The organism is Pseudomonas proteolytica, assembly GCF_007858275.1.
Taxonomy (GTDB): domain Bacteria; phylum Pseudomonadota; class Gammaproteobacteria; order Pseudomonadales; family Pseudomonadaceae; genus Aquipseudomonas; species Aquipseudomonas proteolytica.
This window is the reverse complement of sequence record NZ_VFEV01000062.1, coordinates 1-23911: the sequence shown is the minus strand read 5'-3', so window position 1 is coordinate 23911 and position 23911 is coordinate 1. Positions and strand designations below refer to the sequence as shown.

19 protein-coding genes and 1 pseudogene are annotated in these 23911 nt (G+C 62.0%); 9 read left to right on the top strand and 11 right to left on the bottom strand.

Annotation, left to right across the window (positions count from 1 at the left end; translation table 11 throughout):
* Window positions 1–132: 132 nt before the first annotated feature.
* A complete protein-coding gene (locus tag FIV38_RS28540; RefSeq protein WP_159439622.1) occupies window positions 133–291 on the top strand; it encodes a hypothetical protein in 159 nt (52 codons plus the stop codon).
* A gap of 252 nt (window positions 292–543) precedes the next feature.
* On the opposite strand, the gene FIV38_RS28535 is transcribed toward FIV38_RS28540, so the two are convergent.
* The 3 genes from FIV38_RS28535 to FIV38_RS28525 all read right to left on the bottom strand — a co-directional run bounded on the left by FIV38_RS28535 (window position 544) and on the right by FIV38_RS28525 (window position 4531).
* Window positions 544–2949 (bottom strand): TonB-dependent siderophore receptor, encoded by a 2406-nt coding sequence (locus FIV38_RS28535; protein WP_092233322.1) that lies wholly within the window; start codon window positions 2947–2949, stop codon window positions 544–546.
* A gap of 107 nt (window positions 2950–3056) precedes the next feature.
* Window positions 3057–4025, bottom strand: coding sequence for a DUF4880 domain-containing protein (locus FIV38_RS28530; protein ID WP_092233319.1), 969 nt, complete (start codon window positions 4023–4025; stop codon window positions 3057–3059).
* Complete coding sequence (locus FIV38_RS28525) at window positions 4022–4531, bottom strand: sigma-70 family RNA polymerase sigma factor (protein ID WP_092233316.1); 510 nt, start codon at window positions 4529–4531, stop codon at window positions 4022–4024. Before FIV38_RS28525 ends, FIV38_RS28530 begins: the two co-directional genes overlap by 4 nt.
* A gap of 164 nt (window positions 4532–4695) precedes the next feature.
* Between FIV38_RS28525 and FIV38_RS28520 the strand changes: the two genes are divergently transcribed.
* Entirely contained in the window at window positions 4696–5202 is a 507-nt protein-coding gene (locus FIV38_RS28520) for a hypothetical protein (RefSeq protein ID WP_092233313.1), read from the top strand.
* A 173-nt stretch (window positions 5203–5375) separates the two neighbouring features.
* Here the strand turns inward: FIV38_RS28520 and FIV38_RS28510 are convergent, their stop codons facing one another.
* From FIV38_RS28510 to FIV38_RS28500, 3 genes are all read right to left on the bottom strand, one after another.
* A complete protein-coding gene (locus tag FIV38_RS28510; protein WP_092233310.1) occupies window positions 5376–6566 on the bottom strand; it encodes a benzoate/H(+) symporter BenE family transporter in 1191 nt (396 codons plus the stop codon).
* Window positions 6567–6619: 53 nt separating this feature from the next.
* Window positions 6620–8122, bottom strand: a complete 1503-nt coding sequence (gene pdxR, locus FIV38_RS28505) for a MocR-like pyridoxine biosynthesis transcription factor PdxR (protein ID WP_092233307.1) — start codon at window positions 8120–8122, stop codon at window positions 6620–6622.
* A gap of 90 nt (window positions 8123–8212) precedes the next feature.
* Window positions 8213–8671 (bottom strand): GNAT family N-acetyltransferase, encoded by a 459-nt coding sequence (locus FIV38_RS28500; RefSeq protein WP_092233305.1) that lies wholly within the window; start codon window positions 8669–8671, stop codon window positions 8213–8215.
* Window positions 8672–8863: 192 nt separating this feature from the next.
* On the opposite strand from FIV38_RS28500, the gene FIV38_RS28495 reads away from it, so the two are divergent.
* Window positions 8864–10279, top strand: a complete 1416-nt coding sequence (locus FIV38_RS28495; protein ID WP_092233302.1) for an ArnT family glycosyltransferase — start codon at window positions 8864–8866, stop codon at window positions 10277–10279.
* Between the two features lie 3 nt (window positions 10280–10282).
* Here the strand turns inward: FIV38_RS28495 and FIV38_RS28490 are convergent, their stop codons facing one another.
* Window positions 10283–11506: an OprD family porin gene (locus FIV38_RS28490; RefSeq protein WP_092233299.1), complete on the bottom strand. Its 1224-nt coding sequence runs from the start codon at window positions 11504–11506 to the stop codon at window positions 10283–10285.
* A 172-nt stretch (window positions 11507–11678) separates the two neighbouring features.
* Between FIV38_RS28490 and FIV38_RS28485 the strand changes: the two genes are divergently transcribed.
* From FIV38_RS28485 to FIV38_RS31075, 5 genes and pseudogenes are all read left to right on the top strand, one after another.
* Entirely contained in the window at window positions 11679–12572 is an 894-nt protein-coding gene (locus tag FIV38_RS28485) for a LysR family transcriptional regulator (protein ID WP_092233297.1), read from the top strand.
* A 356-nt stretch (window positions 12573–12928) separates the two neighbouring features.
* Window positions 12929–14368, top strand: a complete 1440-nt coding sequence (locus tag FIV38_RS28480) for a YfcC family protein (protein ID WP_092233294.1) — start codon at window positions 12929–12931, stop codon at window positions 14366–14368.
* Between the two features lie 19 nt (window positions 14369–14387).
* Window positions 14388–16208, top strand: coding sequence for a CocE/NonD family hydrolase (locus FIV38_RS28475; RefSeq protein ID WP_092233291.1), 1821 nt, complete (start codon window positions 14388–14390; stop codon window positions 16206–16208).
* A 175-nt stretch (window positions 16209–16383) separates the two neighbouring features.
* Window positions 16384–17400, top strand: a pseudogene (locus FIV38_RS31080) (methyl-accepting chemotaxis protein); the annotation flags it as partial.
* A 39-nt stretch (window positions 17401–17439) separates the two neighbouring features.
* A complete protein-coding gene (locus FIV38_RS31075) occupies window positions 17440–18303 on the top strand; it encodes a methyl-accepting chemotaxis protein (protein ID WP_371923395.1) in 864 nt (287 codons plus the stop codon).
* Window positions 18304–18938: 635 nt separating this feature from the next.
* On the opposite strand, the gene FIV38_RS28465 is transcribed toward FIV38_RS31075, so the two are convergent.
* The 4 genes from FIV38_RS28465 to FIV38_RS28450 all read right to left on the bottom strand — a co-directional run bounded on the left by FIV38_RS28465 (window position 18939) and on the right by FIV38_RS28450 (window position 23136).
* On the bottom strand, window positions 18939–19307 hold the full coding sequence (locus FIV38_RS28465) for a glyoxalase superfamily protein (RefSeq protein WP_029299885.1): 369 nt from the start codon (window positions 19305–19307) through the stop codon (window positions 18939–18941).
* A gap of 82 nt (window positions 19308–19389) precedes the next feature.
* Window positions 19390–20844, bottom strand: coding sequence for an N-acyl-D-amino-acid deacylase family protein (locus FIV38_RS28460; RefSeq protein ID WP_092233285.1), 1455 nt, complete (start codon window positions 20842–20844; stop codon window positions 19390–19392).
* 1 nt (window position 20845) lies between these two features.
* A complete protein-coding gene (locus FIV38_RS28455) occupies window positions 20846–21706 on the bottom strand; it encodes a MurR/RpiR family transcriptional regulator (RefSeq protein WP_092233282.1) in 861 nt (286 codons plus the stop codon).
* A 26-nt stretch (window positions 21707–21732) separates the two neighbouring features.
* Window positions 21733–23136, bottom strand: a complete 1404-nt coding sequence (locus tag FIV38_RS28450; RefSeq protein WP_092233279.1) for a GntT/GntP/DsdX family permease — start codon at window positions 23134–23136, stop codon at window positions 21733–21735.
* 195 nt (window positions 23137–23331) lie between these two features.
* Between FIV38_RS28450 and FIV38_RS28445 the strand changes: the two genes are divergently transcribed.
* Window positions 23332–23715: a lysozyme inhibitor LprI family protein gene (locus FIV38_RS28445; protein ID WP_092233276.1), complete on the top strand. Its 384-nt coding sequence runs from the start codon at window positions 23332–23334 to the stop codon at window positions 23713–23715.
* Window positions 23716–23911: the final 196 nt, after the last annotated feature.

Here is a 23911-nt window from a genome sequence, read left to right as displayed (position 1 = left end):
GGCTTGATGGTCTTGAATCGGAACACTGCTGCTAAGCTTATCCACAATTGCTGGGGCAAAAATCAGCAATCCGTCCTGGGTCAATTTTCAATCGGCAGGGTGGGTCAGTTTTAAATCAGCGCCAACAAACTGGTGCGCAAGCGCGTGCAGGACGGCGAGTTGGTGCTGCCCTTCGGTGGGTTCAGGCAGGCGGTCAACTACGGTTACTACCTGGTGCACCCCGCCCACCAAACCTTGCCAAAACGCCTCAAGGCGCTGATCGACTGGTTGGTGGAGCAAGCCCAGAGCTGATCGCAGGTTCCAAATGGCTTAAGCGATGTGCGCGGGCTCTTGTGGAGAGGGGGCTTTTTGTGGCGAGGGGGCTACACCCCCGTTGGGTTGCGCAGCAGCCCCAGTCAAGCAAGGCCACTGAGTTTTTTCAGGGAGACCTAGGGGCTGGGTTTGGGGCTGCTGCGCAACCCAACGGGGGACAAGCCCCCTCGCCACAGAAGCCCCCCTCACCACTACAGCTCCCTCCACTGCCCTATCACCACGATCAGGCCGTCAGAAATCCCAGCGCGTGGTCACCATCACATTGCGTGGGTCGCCGTAATACGCCGAGTCGTAGAAGCCGATGTTGGTGTAGTACGCCTTGTCGAACAGGTTGTTGACGTTCAACGTGGCCGACAGGTTTTCCGTCAATTGGTAGCGAGCCATCACGTCCACCAACCAGTAAGGGTCCTGGGTGAATTTCTCGCTCTGACGCGTGCCAGGGTTGTTGACGTTTTGCCAGCCAGCAGCCTGCCAACGCGCGCCACCACCCAGGGTGAGTTTGTCCAGGCGGCCTTGGAGTTTGTAGCTGGTGTAGAAGCTCAGTTGATCTTCCGGCTCCCAGGTGGCGACCTTTTTCTTGTCGTCATCACGGGCAATCTTGTGGGTGTAGCCGGCCTGCAGCTGCCAGCCGGGGCTGAGTTCACCGGAGATTTCCGCTTCGTAGCCCTTGGTTTGGGTTTTCGTGCCGATGTAGGAGTAGTCCACGCCCGGCTGGGAGTTGTAGGCAGTATCGGCAATCGGGCGATTCTCCTCATGGACCTCGAAGTAGGCCAGGCTGGCGTTCAGGCGCCCGTCGAAGAATTCGCCCTTGAGGCCCAGTTCGTAGTTCTTGCCTTCGTTAGGATCAAGCATGGTGCGCGTACGGTCGCGATATTGGGTTTGCGGCTGGAAGATTTCGGTGTAGCTGGCGTAGGCCGTGAAGTTGTCGTTGAGGTCGTAGGTCAGACCGGCGTAAGGCACGACTTTGCCGCTTTCCTGGGTGTCGCTGGTGCCGGTGACCTGGTAGTTGGCGATGCGCGTCCCCAACAGCAAGTGCAGGTCATCCATCAGGCTGAAACGGCCGGTGATGTAGCTGCCGGTCTGGCGCGTGGTTTCGTCATTGATCTTGGTCGGCTGGTTCCACAGCGGCTTGATGGCTTCGCCGTGCCACTGGTAGAAGTCGTAGGAATTGTCGAAATAAGTCGCGCTGCCGTAGTCCTTGCCTTTCCATTTGGAGATGGACAACGACTGGCCCACCACCAGTTGGTGCTCACGACCGAACAGTTCAAAGGGCCCGGATGCGTACACATCGAGGCTGTCACTGGTGGTCTCGCCGGTGTATTTACGCGCGAAGATCGAGCTGGCGCTCAGGGTGTCCTGGGAGATGTAGCCCAACGGCGCGTCGTAGCCATTGATCTGATGGTTGTACTGGCCCTTGGTGACCCAACCATTGTCGAAGTTGTGCTCCAGGGTGGCAAACAGGGTGCGGCTGTACTGCTCCCAACTGCTCCACTTCGGCCCGTTGTTGAACGAGCGCGGCAGGTCCAGCTTATTGCCGGCCGGATCGAAGATGGTGCGCGTACCGGTCCAGCTGGAGCCTTTGGGATCGCTGTCCTGATAGTCGGCGCCCAGGGTCAGCAAGGTGTCGGGGTCGAGGTCGACTTCGAGGATGCCGTAGTAGACGCCGGTCTTGCGCGAATAGTGGTCGAGGAATGACTTTTTATCCTGGTAGGCCGCCACGGCCCGGCCGCGCACGTTGCCGGTTTCGGTCAACGGGCCGCTGACGTCGATCTGCGAGCGGTAGTTATCCCAGGAGCCAGCGCCCAGTTCGATGCTGCTCTTGAACTCGGAAGTGGGCTTCTTGCGAATCAGGTTGATGGTGCCGCCCGGGCCACCCGCGCCGGTCAACAGGCCGGTAGCGCCCTTGAGCACTTCAACGCGGTCATACAGGGCCATATCGGTCAGGGTCTGCCCCGCCGAGTACTGGGCGTCGCGCAGGGTGGGAATGCCGTCGTACTGGAAGTTGACGATGGAAAAACCACGGGAATAGTAGTTGGTACGTTCGGTGTCATAGGTCGACACGGTGATGCCGGGGGTGTGGCGCATCACGTCGTCGATGGCATTGAGGCCGAAGTCGTCCATCACCTGGCGCGTGACCACCGAGATCGATTGCGGCGTTTCCCGTGGGGTGAGCACCATGCGCGTGGCAGTGGCAATCGTGCCCGGGGTGTAGGAGCCAGTGCCTTCGGTGATCGAGCCCAACTGGTTGGCACTGATCTGCGTGGCCTGCAATTGCACTTGCCCGTCGGCGGCCCGCGCCACCACGCGATAACTGCCCTGCTCGTACTCGGCCTGCATGCCCAGCGGTGCCAGCAGGCGCTCAAGCCCCTCGGCTACGGCAAAACTGCCGTGCAAGCCCTGGCTTTGCACACCCTTGGCCAGCGCCGAGTCGATGGCGATCATCACCCCTGCCTGATTGCCGAAAGCCCCCAGCACACGGTCCAGGCTACCGGCAGCAATGTCGTAGGACTGGCGCGGGGCTTGTTCGGTGGCAGGCTGCGAGTTGGCGGCCATGGCGGCGTGGCTGGCCGTTGCCACGGTTAAACCGACGATTATGGCGCGCAGGGCGCTGGCAAGCGGAGTGACGCGGCTGTGCATAAAGACTGTCCTGTGGTGAAAGGTTGGAGGGCGCTTTTATTCAGCGTCTTCCCTGTCTTGATGCACGAGATGGCAAATACTGCCGGCCCCATGGGATTTTTTTTGAACTAGGCCGGGACCACTGTCGCCAGGTAGCCGAAGACCCGCTGCACGCGGACCGGCAATACCTTGGCCAGCAGGTCGAGGCTGGCGTCCGGCCGGTCGAGGGAGAACGAACCCGAGACTTGCAGGCCGGCGACGGCCGGGTCACAGCGCAGCACACCGCGCCGGTAGCGGTTGAGTTGCTCGATCACCTGGGCCAGGGGCATGCGCTCGGCAATCAGCAGGCCACGGGTCCAGGCATCGGCGGCGGGCAAGAGGGGTTGCAGCGGGCCGCTCTGCTGACGGTCGAAGCTCAACTGCTGGTCGGCGCGAATCGACACCCGGCCACCTTGCTGCGGTTCGACCGATACGTTGCCCGCCAGCACTTGCACCAGGGTCCCGCGCAGGCCCGACAGATCCTCGCTGATGATCAGCCGCGACAGCGCCGCCGGCCGTACCCAGACATGGGCGGTCTTGATGCCGACGAAGGTATCCGCCGCCGTCGCCAACAGCAGGCGCCCCTGGTTCAGGGTCAATTGCGGGCCGCGTACATCCACGGCGGTCTGGGTATCGAGTTGCACTTCACCGGCACCGGCCAACCGCACTGGCCGCCGCTCGCCCGTGGTGGTGCGATAGTCACTGAACAACTGGGGCAGCAGTACCCGTTCACGCACGCTCAACCCCATGGCCGCCGCAATCCCCAGGCCGGCGAAGCCCTTGAGCAACGTGCGCCGCGACGTCAGGCTGCGGGCCCGCAACAACTGCCGGGCACTGGGGGCGGGCAACGCGCTGGTGCTGCTGCGCAGGTCGCGGCTCAAGCCGGTCAAGCGCTGCCAGGCCAGTTCATGCTGGGGGTTGGCATTGCGCCAGGCGGCACATGCCCGCTGCTCGGCCGCGCCACTGACACCCGATTGCAGGGTGACCATCCACATCAGTGCCTGATCCAGCACGTATTCATCCAACAACTGATCGTCGGCGGGCTGGAACAGCGTCATGCCTGGTACACCGCCAGGTAGCAATGCCGATAGGCCTTGAGCATGGCCTTTTGCACAACATTCACGGTCAGGCCCAGTTGCTCGGCGATCTGTGGATAAGTCAGGCCGTCCAACTGCGACAGCAGGAAAATCTCCCGCACCCGGCTCCCCAGCCCGTCCAACACCTGCCCTACCGCATCCAGCGCTTCAAGCACCAGCAAGCGGGTTTCCGGGGATGGCGCGTGTTCCGGCTCAAGGATCGCCAGGGATTGTTCGTACGCACGCTCCAGGGCCTGCCGGCGAAAATACTGGCCGCACAAACGGCTGGCCACCGTGTTCAGATAGGCCCGTGGTTCACGCAGCGACGGCAATGGCCCACTGCTGAGAATGCGCACGAAGGTATCCTGTGCCAGGTCCAGCGCCTGCTCCTGCCCGCCTAGCTTGCGCCGCAGCAACTGCACCACCCAGCCGTGGTGCTGGGCGTAGAGTTCACCCACAGCGCGGTGGGTGGAAGAGGATGAGGCCATGGAGGTAATTCCAGACTGACGCTAACGGGAGGCGTGCATGATAATACTTCTCATTAGAGACAAGTAGCAGTTTATACTCCCCGCTGTTTTATCTGACCAAAAGGCAAGCTAGGGGACGATGGACCCCGCTTGCACACCGTTTTTATGCAGGGAAGCCATTTGAATTGAGTAAAAAACCTATCCTCTCGCAGCTGCTCGTCGGCACTGCTCTGCTACTTTTTGCGGTCACGATTGTGAACTGGCTGTTCCATATCGACCTGGTGGTGTACTTCAATGCGCTGACCGTAAAGATCTACCAAGTGAGCTCGACCGCGTTGGCCGTGGCGGGGTTTGCGTTGATGGTGTGGCGCAGGAACCCTCGCCTCAAATACACCCCGCTCCACTGGCTGAAGGTCGCGGGCGGCACGTGTGTCCTGTCGTTGCTGCTGGGCGTGGTGGTGTTGTCCTATCTGACTTACTGGTCGAGCACCCTCCCCGCCAGCTATGTCGCCACCTACGAATATGCCGCCCACGGCAAACGCAGTTGCACAGGTGCAACGGTCTACGATCAAGAGGTGGCGAAGAACGTTAGGGTTTGCCATCCCGGCGCGCTCAGGGAGGGCGGTGAAATACGGGTCGAAAAACTCAGCGGCCCAATGGGGATCGTCGTGCAACAAGGGCACCTGCTCTGACAAAAGTCCCCTGTGGCGAGCGGGCTTGCCCCGCGTTGGGCTGCGAAGCGGCCCCAAAACCAGCCTCCGCGGTGTGTCTGTTACGGCGCATTCGGTTTATTGGGGCTGCTTCGCAGCCCAACGCGGGGCAAGCCCGCTCGCCACAAAAGCCCTATCTGCTGGGGTTTATGGGGCTAGGCCAGCGCCCGGCGCCCACCATGAATCACCCCATACACCAGCAACCCCGCCACCAGCCCCCAGAACGCGCCGCCAATCCCCAGTAACGTGACATTGGCCGCCGTCGCCAAAAAGGTGATCAACGCCGTTTCCCGGGTGCGGGTATCGGCCATTGCATTGGCCAGGCTTGAACCAATGGCGCCGAGCAGCGCCAGGCCCGCCAAGGTGGTGATGAATGCGCGCGGCAGGACCATGAACAAGGTCGCCAACGTCACGCCAAACACCCCGACGAGGATATACAACGCCCCACACACCAACCCCGCGATGTAGCGTTTGGACGGGTCCTGATGGGTATCGCGCCCGGTGCAGATCGCCGCCGTGATTGCCGCGACGTTGAACGCATGAGCTCCGAACGGCGCCATCAGCAAAGAGCCCAGGCCCGTGACGGTGATGATCGGATTGGCGCTGGTCTTGAACCCGTCGTTGCGCAGCACCAGCATGCCGGGGATGTATTGCCCGGTCAGGGTGATTACGAACAACGGCAAGGCCACGCCAAAAAACGCCGCGATGGAAAAATGCGGCATTTCAAACACCGGTGCCGCCAGTTGCAGCTCAAGGCTGTGCAAGTCGAGCCGCTGCTGGGCGAGCAGCAGCCCCAGGCCAATCAACAGAATCCCGACCATCGCATAACGTGAGGTAAAGCGGCGCAGCACCGCGTAGGCCACCACCAACACGATCACCAACAGCGGGTCTGCACTGGCCCCACCAAACGCCGCCACGCCAAACTGCAGGAGAATCCCCGCCAGCAAACCCGCGGCAATGCCACCGGGGATCAGCCGCACCAAGCGCTCAAACGCACCGCTCAGGCCCAGCACGATAAAGCCGATGGCGCACATCACATAGGCGCCAATCACCTCGGCATAGGGAGTAAACGGCATGACCGTCGCCAGAAAAGCCACACCCGGCGTCGACCACGCCGTGATGATCGGCTCGCGGTAGCGGTAGCTCAACCACGCACCGGTCACGCCCACGCCGATACTCACCGACCACACCCATGAAGCCGTTTGCGCCGCACTCAACTGCGCCAGGTGCGCGGCCTGGAACACCAGGACAAAAGTGCCGGCGTAATTGACGATGACGGAAATCAGCGCACTGATGCTCGGTGACAGGTAATCGGCGAGGCGCAGGCGTGGGGCGGGTCGGTTCATGGCGCATTCCTTTTGTTAAGGCCGCAAAGGCTAACAAGCACCGGACCGTCCTTTCAGTCCACTTCGCCACCTTGCACCAGACCACCCTTGAGCGCCTTGGCCAACTGCCGGCTGGCGCCGTCGATTTCACCGGGCGTCAGCGCCGAGAACCCCAGCAGCCAACCGCCCCTCGCCGGCGGCTGGGCGTAGAGCCGAGTCAGGCCTGGCAATTGGATACCCACCCGCGCCGCCTGGCGAATGGTCTCCAGCTCCGACCACCCCTCATGCAACACACACGGTAACTGCAAGCCCCCGGGCGGCAAGCTGGCGGTGACCACATGGCTCAAGTGACGCTCAACCGCTTCGGCCATCGCATCCCGGCGCTCGCCGTAGATTTTGCGCATCGCGCGTATATGGCTGCCGAAATGCCCATCGTTCATGAAGCGCGCCAGGGTCAACTGGGCGATTTGCGGGGTGTGGCCGTCGAGGATGCTGCGGGCGTAGGTCATGGGTTTGACCAACTCCCGGGGCAGCACCATAAAGCCCATGCGCAAGCCGGGGTACAGCGACTTACTGAAGGTGCCGAGGTAGAGCGTGCGCTGGTAGTTGTCCAGGCCCTGCACACAGGCGGTCGGCAAGCCTTCGTAATGAAACTGGCTGTCGTAGTCGTCCTCGATGATCCAGCCTTGGCGTTGCTCGGCCCAGGCGATCAGGTCCAGGCGCCGTTCCAACGCCAGGGTCGCGCCTGTGGGGTATTGATGGGACGGCGTGACATAGACCGCATTGGCGCCGCTGCGGTCGGCGCGCAAGGCGTCGATGCACAGGCCTTTGGCGTCCACCGCCACCGGTACCACCTTGAGCTGGGCCATTTCAAACGCCTTGCGGGCGCCGAAGTAACCGGGGTCTTCCATCAGGATCGGCTGGCCGCTGTCGACCAGCACCTGCGCGCACAAGTACAGGGCCTGACGCGTACTGGACAGCACCAGCACCTGATCCGGCGTGACCCGTGCACCGCGTTCCAGGTTCAGGTAGTCGGCGATGGCCTGGCGCAGGGGTTCAGCACCTTGCGGGTCGCCGTGCAACAGCAGGTTCGGGCGGTAGTCCTTCAATGCCTGGCGGTGCAGGCGCTCCCAGATGCCCACGGGGAAGGTGCGCGTTTCCGGCAGCCCCGTGGCAAACGCCTTGACCACTTGCTGGTCGCTGACGCCACCGCTGGCGAGGATCTGCGCGCCCCTGGCACTCAGCGCCGGGGCCTGGTTCGGCACCAGCGGCTGGCGCTTGCGCGCACCCCGCAGGCTCGGCCCGATCTTCTCGGAGACGAAACTGCCCGAGCCTTCGCGCCGGCTCAGGTAACCGTCCAGTTGCAGTTGGACATAGGCCATTTCTACGGTATCCCGGGAAATGCCCAGTGACTTGCACAGTGTGCGGGTCGCAGGCAAGCGGCTGCCTGGTGCGAGGACGCCCTCGAGGATCAATTGGCGCAGCACGCGTTGCACCCGCACCCGCAAATCCAGCGAGGCCAGCTTGGGGTCCGTCAGACGGATCTTCAGCGTGTCCAGTTCCAGGTTGTGGGTCATTGACTTGGCCAAGGGCTAAAAAACCATGCATCTTTGTGCGAAGCCGCCGATATGTCCACGACCAATATCGGCGAGCTGAGCGGGCGGGCTTTACAGGGCCATCCGGTACTCGATGCAACCCGAGTCTTCGGCGATCCAGTTGTAGAGTTTTTGCGCGCGTTTATTGGTCTGCTGGGTATGCCAGTACAGACGTGCACAGCCGTGATACTGCGCATAGCGCTGGACCCATTCGATCAGCAACTTGCCGGTACCGCCACCGCGTACCGTGGGAGCCACGTACAGGTCTTCGAGGTAGCAAAAGTCAGCCACCGCCCAGGTCGAACGATGCAACAGCGCGTGCACCAGCCCCACCAGCTCATCGCCCTGCACCGCTACCGCGCAGGCCATGGCTTGATTGGCATCGAGCAAGCGGCTGAAGGCGGTGCGGGTCGTGGTCTCATCCAGGGACACTTGATAAAAATCCTGGTAGGCCAGCCACAGTTGCAGCCACTGCTCATAGTCCTCGGCTTGCACGGCTCTGACCACGATTGCCTGTGGATCGTTACTCATCGCATTCTCCTGTAGGGGAACCCGTTCCGGAGTGGATCGGGCCCTGGCAATGGTAGGTTCCCGAGGCGGCGGCAAACCGACCACCTCCAGGCCAGCGGGCAGGCCAATCCACAACCGGATGTACGTTCACAATTGGTTAAGGATTGCCTTCGTATACTCCAACGCTGCCCCCTCGCATCCGGTAACCCACCCATGACACGCCCTGCCCCGCTGTTGCTGCTGCTTGCCGGTTTGCTGTTCTTCGTTGCCCTGGGCAACCACGAGTTACAAGGCTCCACCGAAGCCCGGGTGGCCGGGATTGCCATGGCCATGCACCTGGACAATGACTGGGTGGTGCCGCGCCTGTTCGGTGAGCCATTCCTGGAAAAACCACCCCTGAGCCTGTGGCTGGATGCCGGGGCGATTCGCCTGTTTGGCGCCAGCACCGGCGCGGTACGGCTGGCCTCGGCGTTTTCCGGGTTGTTCAGCGTGATGCTGCTGTACGGCATGCTGCGCCGGTTCGGGCGGCCCACGTCCCTGGCGTTTTGCGCAGCGCTGGTGCTGGCGACCATGGCCAGCTACTGGAGCAACGTGCGCGGCGTGGGTGAAGATGCGCTGCTCAGCCTCGGCGTGACCCTGGCCCTGCTGGCGTTCTACCAAGCCACGCGTCCCGAGTCCCAACACCGCGCCAACGTCAGCAGTTGGCTGCTGTTTACCTTGGGGATGGCGATTGCCACCTTGAGCAAAGGCGTGCTGGGGCTGGCGATGCCGGGGATTGTGATTTTTGCCTATCTGGCTTGCACCAGCCTGATGGACAAACGCTTGCAGCTCGGCCAATGGCTAAAACCGGGGGCCTTCACTTTGCTTGCGCTGGTGCCGCTGTTGATCTGGCTGGGCTTTCTTTATCAACGGGGTGGCATGCAGGCGGTCGGTGAGGTGTTGTGGACCAACAGTGTCGGACGTTTCAGCGGTTCCTTCGTCGAAGCCGGGCATTACGAGCCCATCTACTACTACCTCGCCAAATTGCCCGAAGCCTTTTTGCCATGGAACATTCTGGTGTACCTGGGCCTGTGGCACTTTCGCAAAAGCCTGGCGAGCAATCGTTACCTGCTGTTTTTCAGCCTGTGGCTGGTGGCGCAATTTACCCTGCTGACCTTCGCGTCGAGCAAACGCATTGTGTATCTGATGGCCCTGACACCGGCGGCAGCGGTCCTCGCGGCCGAGTATGGCGCGGTCCTGCTCAGCCGCCTGCCGGCCTATCGTCGTGGATTGATCAGTGGCGTGTTTAGCGTGGTGATTGCCTGCTACCTGGGCGCCGCTATCTGGTATGCGCCAAAGGCCGACCGGCGTGAATCCTTCGTCCCCCTGACCCGCCAAATCCAGGCATTACAAGCCCAAGGCCACACGGTGGTGCTGTACCAGCCCAACGAGCGCGTGGCCGGCGCCACCGTGTTTTACACCCAGAGCAACTTGCCGATCCTGCACACAGAGGCACAACTGCGTACCTATCTGGATGCCAGGCCAGGCAACCTGGCGTTGCTGGACCGTATCGAGCAACTGACCATCCCGGTCACCGCCCTCAAGCAGATCACCGTGGGCAGTCGCCCCTACTCCTTTGTCGAACAGTAAGGCCTACCAGAGCGCCAGGTCGTACGTGAGATAAACCCGGTAGTTATCACGGTCACTGGCATAGGTAGAACGGTAAGTGGCCTTGCGCAACTCCACGCCCAGGCCTTTGAAGGTGCTGTCCTGGATCACGTAGCGCAGGTTGGTATCGGACTCCCACTCGCGAGCTTCACGGCCCTTGAAGTCGCCGTTCTGGCCCTTGTAGTAACGGCTCATGAAACTCAAGCCCGGCAGCACCGCGGCGAAGTCGTAGTCATAGCGCAGCATCCAGGTTTGCTCACCAGCCTGGATGAACTTGCCGACCCCGGCGTTGCTGAACGAGTACACCGTCGACACGCTGGCATAGGGCAGCGCGGTGTCGCCGCTGACTTTCTGGTAGCCCACGCCCAATGCCTGCCGACCCAGGCGGTAAGTGAACAGGCCGCTGAACATGTCGCTATCGACCTCGCCGTTACGCGCCTCGCCCGCTTCGTTGCTGATGAAGTAGCGCAGGTCGCTGGTCAGGCTGCCCGGCCCCAACGGCTGCTTATGCACCAGCCCAAGGAATTGTTGGCGATAGAATTCGCGCATTTCGCCGTAGTACCAAGTGCCACTGAGAGTAGGAGTGAAAGCATAGGTGGCACCGGCGAAATCGAAGTCAGTGCCCTTTTTGCCGCTGTAGCCCTGTGGATAAATATCCACGCTGTCGGTGGAGTTACGCAGCTTGAATTGGTCCAGGTGCCCACTGTGCAGGTACAGGTTGCGGATGCCGGTGTATTCGATCTGCGTGCCGCGAAACGTCTGCGGCAGCAAGCGACCGTCGTTGTGTACCAGCACCGGGATCTTCGGCAGCAACGTGCCCGTTTTCAGCACGGTAGCGCCGATGCGCATTTTTGCGGTCACGCCCAGGCTTGAGAATTCATTGGCGGCGCGCCCGTCATCGTGGACCGGCAACAAGCCGGTACCGGCATGGGTGCGGCTGGAGTCGAGCTTGATCCCCGACAGCCCCAGGGCGTCCAGGCCAAATCCTACGGTGCCTTCGGTGTAGCCCGATTGCAGGTTGAGCAAAAAGCCTTGCGCCCACTCCTTGCGGTCCTCGCCACCGTCGCGATAACCGTCGTTGAAATAGTAATTGCGCAGGGTCAATTTGCCATGGGAGTCCTCCCAGAAACCCTGGGCCATCAGCGCCGGCGACACACTCGCCAGTAAGCCTGCGGTGACGACGCCGCCCTTCGTGAAAAGCTCACGCATCAGTGTTTCCTCAATGCCGTATTGTCGATTTTTATGGGCAGTTGCTCCGTGTGCCAGGCTGGACGCCAGGTCACATTGGGGCGGACACTAACGGCTTGCCGAACGCCCCACAACGTTATGCGAGAAGCGCATGACGCTATGCGCAAAGCCGCCCTTCGACAGGAAACCCACGGTGAACCTCAAGCAACTCGAAGCCTTCAAGGCGATCATGTCCACCGGCTCGACCATCGGCGCAGCCACGCGCATGGGCTTGTCGCAATCTGCGGTCAGCCGCCTGTTGAGCCAGTTGGAGGACGCCCTGGGTTTTGCGCTGTTCCTGCGCAAAAAGGGCCGCTTGATGGCCACGCCAGAGGCCGAGGAATTGCTCACCGAAGTCGCAGGATTGGTGGACGGCATGCAACGAATCCAGCGCCTGGCCGATGAAATGCGCGTAGGTCGCTCACGCAAAAGCCTGCTCAAGGTCGGCGTACCCACCAGCATGACCCAGGAATTGTTGCCGCGTATTGTCGCGGACTTTCTCAAGGACCATGAAGACATCGTGGTCGAACTGCTGACCGGCTCCTACGACATGATCGAACGTGCCGTACTGGACCGCTCCGCCGACCTGGGCTTTGTGCGCCTGCCCACCGAGATGCCCGACTTCGATGTCGAGCCGGTGCTGCACACCGAAGGCGTGTGCGTGATGCCGGTCGACCACCCATTGAGTCGCCACGACTTCATCGAGGTACAGCATCTGCGCAATGTGCCGCTGGTGATGCTGGGCCGACAGCGGGCAGTGCGTACCGAACTGAACCAGATGTTCCGCGCTGCCAACCTGACACCGCAAGTGCGGGTCGAAGTACACTCGGTGGGCGCCGCGTGCAGCTTTGTCGCCGAAGGGTTGGGGGTGTCGATCGTCAATGGTTTGCTGGCCAGCCACTTCATGCATCTGCCGATTGTCAGCCGCCCGTTCCGCCCGGCGCTGCCCTACGAATTTGGCCTGGCCTTCCGTGCCGACGAGCCACGCTCACAGCTGGTAACGGCCTTTGCCGATCACCTTAAACAGCGACTGAATCTGAGCACGTAGCCCCCCAGAGTGCCTGTTGTGATGAGCCGGCTTGTTGTGGCGAGGGGGCTTGTCCCCCGCTGGGTGGCGAAGCCACCCCAGTAGGCCCCCCGACTTCCTTCAGATAGACCGAGGCGGTAGGTTTTGGGGCGGCTTCGCCACCCAGCGGGGGACAAGCCCCCTCGCCACAAAAGCCACATCTGCACAACAAAGCAACCCTGCCCACCACAACAAAAACGCATACCCCAACCCGCCCCACGCATAACGTTGTGGCCGGCAAAACTTTGCCCTAGTGTCCGCCCAACCAAGCGTCACTACCCACAACAATAACAGCGCACGTACCCCGCTCAGACGGGGGCCGCGCCGGGGCCGCCAGCATGACCGAACCGCAGATCCTCCGTACCCCACCGCCCACCGAGGCGGTCGCAGACAAACCCGTGCAACGCAAGCAAATCAACCCGGCAATCATTCTGCTGAGCATCGTCCTGCTCGCCGTGGCTTTCACCTATGCGGTCAACGCCGGCAAGTTCCAGCGCCAGAATGGCCTGGTGGTACCCGGCTCGTACCAGGTGTTGGAAAAGCAGGATTCCTTCAGCCAGTTGTTCTCCCTGGAACCCCGCAAGGCGGGCGATACAACGGCCCGCCCGGTGTCGCTGGTAGAAGGTTTCATGGCCATTCCCCAAGGCATCGAAAAGCGTGCGGCGCTGATTTTCATGGTGCTGTTCATCGGCGGCATGTTCGGCGTGCTGAACAAGGCCGGGGTGATCGATGCCGGGCTGGAGCGCCTGCTGGGGCTGACCCGGGGCAATATCTACGTGTTGGTACCGAGCCTGATGCTGGTATTTTCCGCCGGCAGTACCTTTATGGGACTGGCCAAGGAATTCATCCTGATCGTGCCGTTAATGGTAGCCATGGCCAATCGCCTCGGGCTGTCGAACCTGATTGGCCTGGCCATCGTCACCATCTCGGTGAAGATCGGTTACCTGGCGTCCATCTCCAATCCCGTGGCCTTGTCGGTGGCCCAGCCAATGGTCGGCCTGCCGATTTTCAGCGGCTTGAGCATGCGCGTCGCGGCCTATTGCACCTTCCTGCTGGTGGGCATCGCGTTTGTGTTGTGGAGCATTCGCAAGCACGGGTTTGATGCCAGCGCGCAGATCACCTTCGAGAGTAAACCCCTGCCCGTGCGTCATCTGCTGAACCTGCTGGTGCTGGGTGGCGGGATTGGTTTTCTGGTTTATGCCTCGAACCGCTGGGGCTGGAAATACCATGAGCTGTCGGCGTTCTACCTGCTGCTGACCGTGGCCTTCGCGCTGATCGCCGGCCTGGCCGCCAGCACCGCCGCCAGTGCTTTTGTCGACGGCATGAAAAAGGTCCTGATCGCTGGCGTCCTGATCGGCCTGGCGACCGCCGTGGAAATCATCCTCAGCACCGGCCAGGTACTGGACACCATCGTCAACAACCTGGCCAACCTGGTGGGCGACCATGGGCCAGTGGTGTCGGCCTACGGCATGTTCTTCGCGCAATTGGGGCTGGACGTGCTGATCCCCTCCACCTCCGGCCAGGCGGCCGTGACCATGCCGATCTTCGGGCCGCTGGGCCAGTTGTCCGGGGTCAGCCCACAAACCACCGTCTTTGCCTTTTTGATGGGCAACGGCCTGACCAACATGATCACCCCCACCTCCAGCGGCCTGCTGGTACTGCTGGCCACCGCCAACGTCGGCTGGGGCCAATGGGCGCGCTATATCCTGCCGCTGTTCCTGATCTATGCGGTGCTGGCGATGGTGCTGTTGGCCATTGCAGTGCAAACCGGATATTGAGTCGATGAGTGTTTTACCTATGCAAACCCTGCACAACCAGATGATCGCCATGCGCGACGGCATCCACCTGGCCACCGACATCTACCTGCCGGCAGGCGGCGAAGGCCCGTATCCGGTGGTGATCGAACGTACGCCCTATGACAAGTGCAAACCGTCGCGCTCGGAAAAACAGCTCGACGGCCAGCACATTTCCCGCGAGCAAATGGCCGCTCGTTTTACCGCCCGGGGCTTTGTCGCGATCTTCCAGGATTGTCGCGGCCGCTACGCCTCCGAAGGGGTGTTCACCAAATACACTGCCGAGGGCGAAGACGGTTTCGACACCCTGGCCTGGATCGTCCGCCAGCCATGGTGCAACGGCAAGATCGGCAGCATGGGCCTGTCCTACGCGGCGCACACCCAGCTGGCGATGGCCTGCCTGCATCCGCCGGGCCTGGGCAGCATGGTGCTCGACAGCGGCGGCTTCGCCAATGCCTACCAATGCGGGATTCGCCAGGGTGGCGCGTTTGAACTCAAGCAGGCCACCTGGGCGGTTCGCCAGGCCAAGGAAAGCCCGGCCGCGCTGGCCGACCCGCAGGTGCGCCAGGCGCTGGAAGACGAAGATATCCACGAGTGGTTCCGCCGTATGCCCTGGCAGGCGGGCCGATCGCCATTGCGCCATGTGCCCGAGTACGAAGCCTATCTGCTGGAGCAGTGGGCCCAGGGCAGTTTCGGCCCCTACTGGCAGAAGTCGGGGATTTATGCCGAAGGTCATTACGGTGACTTACCGGATATCCCAGTGCTGTTCATGTCCAGTTGGTACGACGCTTATGTCAGCTCGACCCTGGCCAACTACACCGCCTTCAACCGAGACCGCAGCGCACCGCAGCAATTGATCATGGGCCCGTGGCTGCACGGCGACCGCAATATCAGCCACAGCGGTGATGTCGAGTTCGGTGCCCAGGCGGCCTTTGACGGCCAGGTGGCGCAGGATTGGTTGAGTTGCCGCCTGCAATGGTTCGAGCAGTCCCTCAAGCCCGGGACGCCACCGCCGCAGGCAGGCGTGAAGGTGTTCTTGATGGGCGGCGGCAGCGGCACGCCGGATGAAAACGGCCGCCTGCAGCATGGCGGCCGTTGGCTGCAGGGCGAGCAATGGCCGCTGCCCGGCACCCAGTCACTGACCTTGTATCTGGATGCGCAACGGCAACTGACCGAGGTTGCGCCCAGTGCCGAAGAGTCCGTCTTGGGTTACTACGCCGACCCGGCCAACCCGGTGCCGACCGTGGGAGGGGCATTGACGTCCGGCGCACCGATTTTTGTCGGCGGCGCCTTCGACCAGCGCGAGCGCGCCGACTTTTTTGGCAGCCGGGGCGACAATCGCCCCTTGTCCGAGCGCGACGATGTGCTGAGTTTCCAGACCGCGCCCCTGGCCGAAGACTTGGTCGTCGCCGGTCCCGTGCAGATCGAACTGTGGATCGACAGCGACGCGCCAGACACTGACTTCACCGCCAAGCTGGTGGATGTCTACCCGCCGAGCACGGCGTATCCGGAAGGCTTTGCGATGAACATCACAGACGGCATCCGCCGCTGCCGTTATCGCGACGATTGGGAGCAGCCCAAACCGCTGGCACCCGGTGAGCGGGTGAAGCTGACTATCGAACCATTCGCCACCTGCAACCTGTTCAAACAAGGTCATCGCCTGCGCCTGGACATATCCAGTAGCAACTTCCCGCGCTTCGACGTCAACCCCAACAGCGGCGAGGCCGAGGGCCAGGCCCGGCATCCGCGCATTGCTCACAACCGTCTGCACCTGAGCCGGGATGCGGCGTCGTGCCTGATCCTGACCACCCTCCCCAACGGATAAAGCCCCCCCGCAGGAGCCGGCAAGCCGGCTCTTGCATACCGCTCATCCGCCAATCCCACATTCATTAAAAAACCGTTTCAGCTCTCGCCCTGGCTGCCGATATCCCCTGTCTATCCATCGGCTGGGCGACCTTCCAGCAACTGATGTACACGCAATCTGTTCCTGGAGGAATTCGATGAATACATGGTTTGGCAACATCAGCGTCAACTTGAAACTGGGCCTGGGCTTCGGCCTGGTGCTGGTGCTCACCTCGATCCTCGCGCTCACGGGCTGGACCAGCCTGGGCAACCTGATCGACCGCAGCAACTGGATGAGCGACATCACCCAGCTCAACGCTTCGCTGACCAAGCTGCGCATCGTGCGCCTGCAATACATGCTGGCCAACGGCGACGAGGAAGTGGCACAGAATGTCCAGGCCAGCCTGGACAGTTTTGCCGCGCAGCAACAACAGCTGATCAACAGCTTCAAAAGCCCGGAGAACCTCAAGCTGCTCAACGAGCAGAAAGACACCATCACCGCCTACCGGCAGTCGCTGAACAAAATGCGCGAGGCCTACCGCAACGGTAACGCAGCGCGCCAAACCATGGGTGAACGTGCCGACGCCGCAGGCCTGGTGATTGACGCCCTGGACCGCAGCGTGCGCCAGATGCCCGAAAGCAGCGAGCGCTTCGCCCAGTACGAAGCGATCAACCACGCCAAGGAAGAGTTCCAGATCGCCCGCTATGAAGTGCGCGGCTATACCGGCAACGTCAACCCGCAAACCGAAGCCCGCGCAGCCGCGCAAATCGAGTCGGCGATCAATGGCCTCAAGGGCTTGAAGGACGTATTCGGTCAATCCCAGCAAACCGAACTGAGCGCCCTGGAAAACGCCTTCGGCGCCTACCGCAGCGCGGTGCAGGCCTACAAGGCAGCCAATGCCAATATCGTCCTCGCCCGCCAGGAAATGACCGTGCAAGGCGCCGATATCGTGTCGCGCAGCGAAGCGCTGTATGACATCCAACTGCAACGCCGCGATGCAGAAAGCGCCCAGGCCCGCAGCCTGCAATTGATCAGCACCGTGCTGGCCCTGTTGGTGGGGATTATCGCCGCGCTGCTCATCACCCGGCAGATCACCCGCCCACTGCAGGAAACCCTGGCCGTGGTCGAGCGCATCGCGTCCGGCGACCTGAGCCACAACATCCAGGTAACCCGCCGTGACGAACTGGGCGTGCTGCAACAAGGTATCCAGCGCATGGGCACTACCTTGCGCGAGCTGATTTCCGGTATTCGCGACGGCGTCACCCAGATCGCCAGCGCCGCCGAAGAATTGTCGGCCGTGACCGAACAGACCAGCGCCGGGGTCAACAGCCAGAAGATCGAGACCGATCAAGTGGCGACGGCCATGCATGAGATGACAGCCACCGTGCAGGAAGTCGCGCGCAACGCCGAACAAGCGTCCCAGGCCGCCTCCGCCGCCGATGGCCAGGCCCGTGAAGGCGACAAGGTGGTGGCCGAAGCCATCGCTCAGATCGAACGCCTGGCCGATGAAGTGGCGCGCTCCACCGACGCCATGGCGCACCTGCAACAAGAGAGCAACAAGATCGGCAGCGTGATGGACGTGATCAAGGCCGTGGCCGAACAGACCAACTTGCTGGCGCTCAACGCCGCCATCGAAGCTGCCCGTGCCGGTGAAGCCGGGCGTGGGTTTGCCGTGGTGGCCGACGAGGTCCGTGGGCTGGCCCAGCGCACGCAGAAATCCACCGAGGAGATCGAAGGCCTGGTCGCCGGCTTGCAGAACGGTACCCAGCAAGTGGCCAATGTGATGAACAACAGCCGCAGCCTGACCGACAGCAGCGTCGAATTGACCCGCAAGGCTGGCGTCTCCCTGGAGAACATCACCCGCACGGTGTCGAACATCCAGTCGATGAACCAGCAGATCGCCGCCGCCGCCGAACAGCAAAGCGCCGTGGCCGAAGAAATCAGCCGCAGCATCGTCAATGTGCGCGATGTGTCGGAGCAGACTGCTACCGCCAGCGACGAGACCGCCAAGTCCAGTGTCGAGTTGGCACGCTTGGGCAGCCAGTTGCAGCAGATGGTCAGCCATTTCCGGGTGTAAACAAAAAGCCGCCCCGGCCAAAACCGGGGCGGCTGCGCTTCTCAGGCCTTAACGGTCATCGAAGCTGTCTCGCAGGAATTTCCAGACGTGATAAACACGCAGGCAATTCACTACGAGGTCCCACGTACGTCGTGCAAACTTGGACATACTCGGCCCTCCTGAAGTTGGGCCTTACCTCCAGCGCACTTACCGGAACACGTGAGCCTTTGGACGCTAGTCGATCGCGCCTCTTGAGGTGGCCGGGCTAATGGTCCTTCCGCATGAATCCGGCACGGATTACTAGCCCGTGGCGGCCGGTCCAGAATTCGCGCGCGCACCCGACTCACTCAAAAGCGACAAACGCAGAACGGAGGAGATCCTAACCAACATTTGGGTCGAAGGTGTGACCAACAGTGGTCAAATATCCAGTGTTGGACGGGAGATTTATTGCAGCCTTTTGCAGCTGGAATTGACGCGAAAAAAGCTCCAGAAACCGTCAGCACCGATCATCGCTCAATCTTGCAGGCCGATATGAACAGCGCTAATATCCCGGCGAGTCGATTGCGCCTTTTGAGATAGCAACCCCAGCCACTAACTGGGATTGCAATAAAAAACCGCCCTGCAAAGGCGGTTTTTTATTGCCTGCCATTTGTCGATCAGGCCTGGCCTTCCTCGACAAATACCAGCCGATTGCCAAATGGATCCTTGATGCTCATCTCCCGCGTGCCCCAGGGTGTTTCTTCGATTTGCGGCTTGGCAAAGCGATAGTCCTTGGCCTGCAATTGCTGCTGGTAAGCGTCCAGGCCCGCGGCCTGGATCCGCACTGCGGCGCCCGGTGAGGCATCACCATGGTGCTCGGACAGGTGCAGTACACAGGCACCGAACGACACTTGCAGATACAACGGGAAATTATCTTCAAAGCGGTGCTGCCAATCGACCTTGAAGCCAAGGAAACCGATATAAAACTCCTCAGTCTTGGCCTCGTCGAAGGTCCGCAAGATGGGGGTGACTGTTCCTAACTGCATGGCGACGGCTCCCTGTTTTGAAGCAGCCACTATAGGCAAACACCCCACCTGTGGCGAGCGCGCTTCAAACTACGCAATCAAATCAGAACCCCCCACGCAAATCACCGCTGCGCGCCAGGAAGCGCCCCGCCCGCTGACCATTCGCCTGTCCGTCGCGGTAGCTCAGCACGCCATTGATCCACACCCCATCTATCCCTTCGGCAGCCCGTTGCGGGTCCTTGAAGTCGGCCACATCGCGCACCCGCACCGGGTCGAACAGCACCAGGTCGGCCCAGTACCCTTCGCGGATTGCACCGCGCCCGGCCAGGCCAAACCGTGCGGCCGACAGTCCGGTCATTTTGTGTACTGCGGTGTGCAGCGGAAACAGGCCCAGGTCGCGGCTGAAATGCCCGAGCACCCGTGGGAAGGCGCCCCACAAGCGCGGATGAGGGAACGGGTCTTCCGGCAGGCCATCTGAACCCACCATCGACAGGGGATGGGCGAGGATCCGTTGCACATCGCTCTCGTCCATTCCGTAATACACCGCGCCGGCCGGTTGCAGGCGCCGCGCGGCATCCATCAGCGATACCCCCCACGTGCCTGCGATAGCCTGCAGATCCTGTCCGCCCATTTCCGGGTGCGGTGTCGACCAGGTGATGGTGATACGAAAGGCATCGGTCACTTGCTTGAGGTCCAGGGTCGAGGAGCTGGCGGCATAGGGGTAACAATCGCAGCCCACCGGATGGGTCTTGGCGGCCTGTTCCAGGGACGCCAGCAATTGCGGACTGCGCCCCCAGTTGCCCGCGCCGGCGCACTTGAGGTGGGAGATGATCACCGGCGCCTTGGCGTGGCGGCCGATCAGGAACGCCTCGTCCATGGCCTCCAGCACCGGTTCGAATTCACTGCGCAAATGGGTGGTGTATACCGCGCCAAACGCGGTCAGTTCTTCACTCAGTTGCAGCACTTCGTCGGTGTCGGCGTTGAACGCGCTAGCGTAGGCCAGGCCTGTGGATAAGCCCAGGGCGCCGGCTTCAAGGCTCTCGTGCAATTGCACGCGCATCAACGCGATTTCGGTCGGTGTGGCGCTGCGCTGCAGGTCGTCCATATGGTTGCTGCGCAATGCCGTATGGCCGACCAATGCGGCGACGTTGAGCGCCGGCTCGGCGTCTTCCACGGCGGCGCGGTAATCGGTAAACCGCGGATAGACAAACGCCTCGGCCTTGCCCAGCAGGTTCATCGGATCCGGCGGATCACCGCGCAGGCTGACCGGCGAGGCGCTGATGCCACAGTTGCCGACAATCACCGTAGTCACGCCCTGGCTGAGCTTGGGCAACATCTGCGGCTGGCGGATCACCACGGTGTCGTCGTGGGTGTGCACGTCGATAAATCCCGGCGCCAATACGCGGCCACTCGCCTCGATCTCATGCTCGCCCTGGGCGCCCGCCAAGTCGCCGATCGTCTCGATACGCCCGTCGCGCAGGCCCACGTCAGCGATATACCCCGGCGTGTTGCTGCCATCAATGATCAGCGCCTGGCGGATCAACGTGTGGTACTTCATCTCAATCTCCAAGCGGCAGGCTGTCAGGGCCACCGCGATAGTCGTCCAGGGCCAGCTTGATCCGGCGCAGGCGTTCCTGGTTGTCGTCCGGCCTGGCCAGCGCCAGCTCAGTGGCAAGCACGTCAATGGCCAGCAGCATTCCGTAGCGCGCCGCAGTGGGTTTGTAGATAAAACTGGTTTCGGCCGGTTGCAGCGGCAGCAGTACATCGGCCAACTGCGCCAGCGGTGAATCGGCCAGGGTGATGGCGACGACCCGTGCCCCATAGTTGCGCGCCAGCCCCACCACGCCCAGCAGTTCGGGCGTGAGGCCGGTCAGGGAGCAGACAATCAATGCGTGATCGGCACTCAATGTGGCGGCCGTGACCCGCATCATCACCGGGTCGCGGCACGCGGCAATCGGGTAGCCCAGACGTACCAGGCGCACCTGCAATTCTTCGCTGCACAGGCTCGACGGGCCGCCCATGCCAAACGCGTGGATCATCCGCGCCTTGCCCAGCAGGTGCACCGCATCGGCAAAGGCGGCCTGGTTGAAGCCCGACAGATGCTGGCGCAGGGTCGCTTCGATATCACCGAGGATCTGCCGATGAAACGCCGACTGCTCGGGCAACCCCGCCGGGTCGAGGAAACGACTGCCCACGCCGCTGGCCTGGGCCAGTTGCAGGCGCAGGTCGCGCAGGTCCCGGCAACCGACACTGCGGGCAAAGCGCGACAAGGTGGCGGTGCTGACCTCGGCCCGCAGGGACAACTCTTCCAGGCTGGCGGATGCGGCGAAGCCCACATCATCAAGCATCAGCCGGGCGATTCGCCCTTCGCCAGCGCTGAAGGAATCCTGGCGGGCGCGGATCTGGTAGAGGATGTCCATGGGGTCTCCGGGTTACAGGATCAGGCTCATAAAACAAGAGACAGGCCGTAGGTCAGACCGAAGGCGACCACCGAAATCAAAGTCTCCAGCACGGTCCAGGTCTTGAAGGTCTGGATTACCGTCATATTGAAGTATTCCTTGATCAGCCAGAAGCCGCCGTCATTGACGTGGGAAAAAATCACCGAGCCGGCACCGGTCGCCAGCACCAGCAATTCCGGGTGTGGATAACCCAGGCCCAGGGCCACAGGCGCAACAACGCCGGACGCGGTGGTCATGGCCACAGTGGCCGAGCCGGTGGCAATGCGCATCAGCGCGGCGAACAACCAGCCCATCACCAGCGGCGACAGGTTGAAGGCATTGGCCATGCCGAGGATCTCGTGGGTCACGCCGGCGTCCACCAGGATCCGGTTCAAACCGCCGCCCGCGCCCACCAGCAAGGTGATGCTGGCGGTCGGCGCCAGGCATTCGTTGGTGAACTTGAGGATCGACTCGCGGTTGAAGCCCTGGGCCAGGCCCAGGGTCCAGAAGCTGACCAGGGTCGCCACCAACAAGGCGATCACCGAGTTGCCGATAAACAACAGGAACTGGTTGAAGCCGCTGCCGGGCGTGGAGATCAGGTTGGCCCACCCGCCGATCATCATCAGCACCACCGGCAACAGGATGGTACCCATGGTCAGGCCGAAACTTGGCAGGCGGGTGCGTGGTTCGCGCTCGATGAACTGGCGCTCCAGTGGGTTCTCGGCAGGCAAGTGAATGCGCGGCACGATGAACTTGGCGTACACCGGCCCGGCGATGATCGCGGTAGGGATGCCGATAAAAATCGCGTACAACACGGTTTGCCCGACGGAGGCGTTATACGCCAGTACCGCCATCATCGCCGCCGGGTGCGGCGGCACCAGCGCATGCACCACCGACAGACCGGCGACCATCGGCAGGCCGACCATCAGGATCGACACCCCCACGCGCCGGGCCACGGTAAATGCAATCGGCACCAGCAATACAAAACCGACTTCGAAAAACAGCGGCAGCCCCACCAGGAAGGCAATGCACACCATGGCCCAATGGGCATTGCGTTCGCCAAAGCGGTTGATCAGGGTTCGCGCCACCTGCTCGGCGCCGCCGGATTCGGCCATCATCTTGCCGAGCATGGTGCCCAGGGCCACCACCAGCGCGATATGCCCCAGGGTCTTGCCGACACCCGCTTCATAAGAGCCCATGATCGTATCCGCCGGCATCCCGGCCAGCAGCGCCAGGCCGATGGACACCAGGGTGATGACGATAAACGGGTTGAGCCGGTAACGTGCAATCAGCACGATCAATGCAATGATGGCGATGGCAGCGTATGCCAACAGCCAGACGCCAGGTGATGTGGCCATGCGGTACTCCTCGGAAAGGGTCACGTCGAATTGGTTGTGAAACTCATAAATCATTACCGAGGAGCGTTTTCAAACTTTATGAAAGTAATTTTCGCCCACAGATAAGCGCTGTCGCTTTGGGACATGCCCGCAGACCCAGGATGAAAATCAGGGGATAGTTCTTACATGCGCGCTTCAGGGGGTAAGGGAAACTCGACTGCCCGTGCCCGGTCTCAAGTTGCACACCGAATCATCTTCAGGAATGCCGTCATGAACCGTAGAACCCTCGCCATCAGCGCATTACTGCTGGCCTCGTCCGGCACCACGATGGCCGCCGACAGCAGCCCTGCCCTGCAAAAATGCATGGACAGCGCCAACACCACAGCCGCGATGGTCGGCTGCAACGCCCAGGAAACCAAGGTCCAGGACAAGCGCCTGAACAGCGCCTACAAAACCGCGCTGCAGGCCCAGCAAGGCCCGCGCAAGCAACAATTGCAAGATGTGCAGCGCCTGTGGATCAAGTACCGCGATGCCAATTGCGCCTTCGCCGGCTCCGCGACCGGCGGCAGTATTGACCAGGTCAATGGCTCTGGCTGTGTACTGGACATGACCCAGACCCGCGCCGAAGAACTGGAAAACCTCGTCGGGCCATAAGCCTGCGTCGATCTCCTGGCCCCATCGCCGCATCGGTATCTACACAACTTTCAGAAACTGACGAACTCCCCTGTGGCGAGCGGGCTTGTCGGAACGCCGCATCGCCCGCGCTGGGCTGCGAAGCAGCCCCAAAACCAGCCGCTGCGGTGTATCTGGTACAACGCATTCGGCTTATTGGGGCTGCTTCGCAGCCCAG

Bases quoted from the DNA above. Each gene is read 5' to 3' on its own strand.
- FIV38_RS28465 (WP_029299885.1), bottom strand. From the start codon at position 19,307: ATGCAGTTAGGAACAGTCACCCCCATCTTGCGGACCTTCGACGAGGCC.
- FIV38_RS28450 (WP_092233279.1), bottom strand. From the start codon at position 23,136: ATGATTTATGAGTTTCACAACCAATTCGACGTGACCCTTTCCGAGGAG.
- FIV38_RS28500 (WP_092233305.1), bottom strand. From the start codon at position 8,671: ATGAGTAACGATCCACAGGCAATCGTGGTCAGAGCCGTGCAAGCCGAG.
- FIV38_RS28510 (WP_092233310.1), bottom strand. From the start codon at position 6,566: ATGAACCGACCCGCCCCACGCCTGCGCCTCGCCGATTACCTGTCACCG.
- FIV38_RS28455 (WP_092233282.1), bottom strand. From the start codon at position 21,706: ATGGACATCCTCTACCAGATCCGCGCCCGCCAGGATTCCTTCAGCGCT.
- pdxR (WP_092233307.1), bottom strand. From the start codon at position 8,122: ATGACCCACAACCTGGAACTGGACACGCTGAAGATCCGTCTGACGGAC.
- FIV38_RS28495 (WP_092233302.1), top strand. From the start codon at position 8,864: ATGACACGCCCTGCCCCGCTGTTGCTGCTGCTTGCCGGTTTGCTGTTC.
- FIV38_RS28445 (WP_092233276.1), top strand. From the start codon at position 23,332: ATGAACCGTAGAACCCTCGCCATCAGCGCATTACTGCTGGCCTCGTCC.
- FIV38_RS28490 (WP_092233299.1), bottom strand. From the start codon at position 11,506: ATGCGTGAGCTTTTCACGAAGGGCGGCGTCGTCACCGCAGGCTTACTG.
- FIV38_RS31075 (WP_371923395.1), top strand. From the start codon at position 17,440: ATGGGCACTACCTTGCGCGAGCTGATTTCCGGTATTCGCGACGGCGTC.
- FIV38_RS28535 (WP_092233322.1), bottom strand. From the start codon at position 2,949: ATGCACAGCCGCGTCACTCCGCTTGCCAGCGCCCTGCGCGCCATAATC.
- FIV38_RS28460 (WP_092233285.1), bottom strand. From the start codon at position 20,844: ATGAAGTACCACACGTTGATCCGCCAGGCGCTGATCATTGATGGCAGC.
- FIV38_RS28475 (WP_092233291.1), top strand. From the start codon at position 14,388: ATGCAAACCCTGCACAACCAGATGATCGCCATGCGCGACGGCATCCAC.
- FIV38_RS28480 (WP_092233294.1), top strand. From the start codon at position 12,929: ATGACCGAACCGCAGATCCTCCGTACCCCACCGCCCACCGAGGCGGTC.
- FIV38_RS28530 (WP_092233319.1), bottom strand. From the start codon at position 4,025: ATGACGCTGTTCCAGCCCGCCGACGATCAGTTGTTGGATGAATACGTG.
- FIV38_RS28525 (WP_092233316.1), bottom strand. From the start codon at position 4,531: ATGGCCTCATCCTCTTCCACCCACCGCGCTGTGGGTGAACTCTACGCC.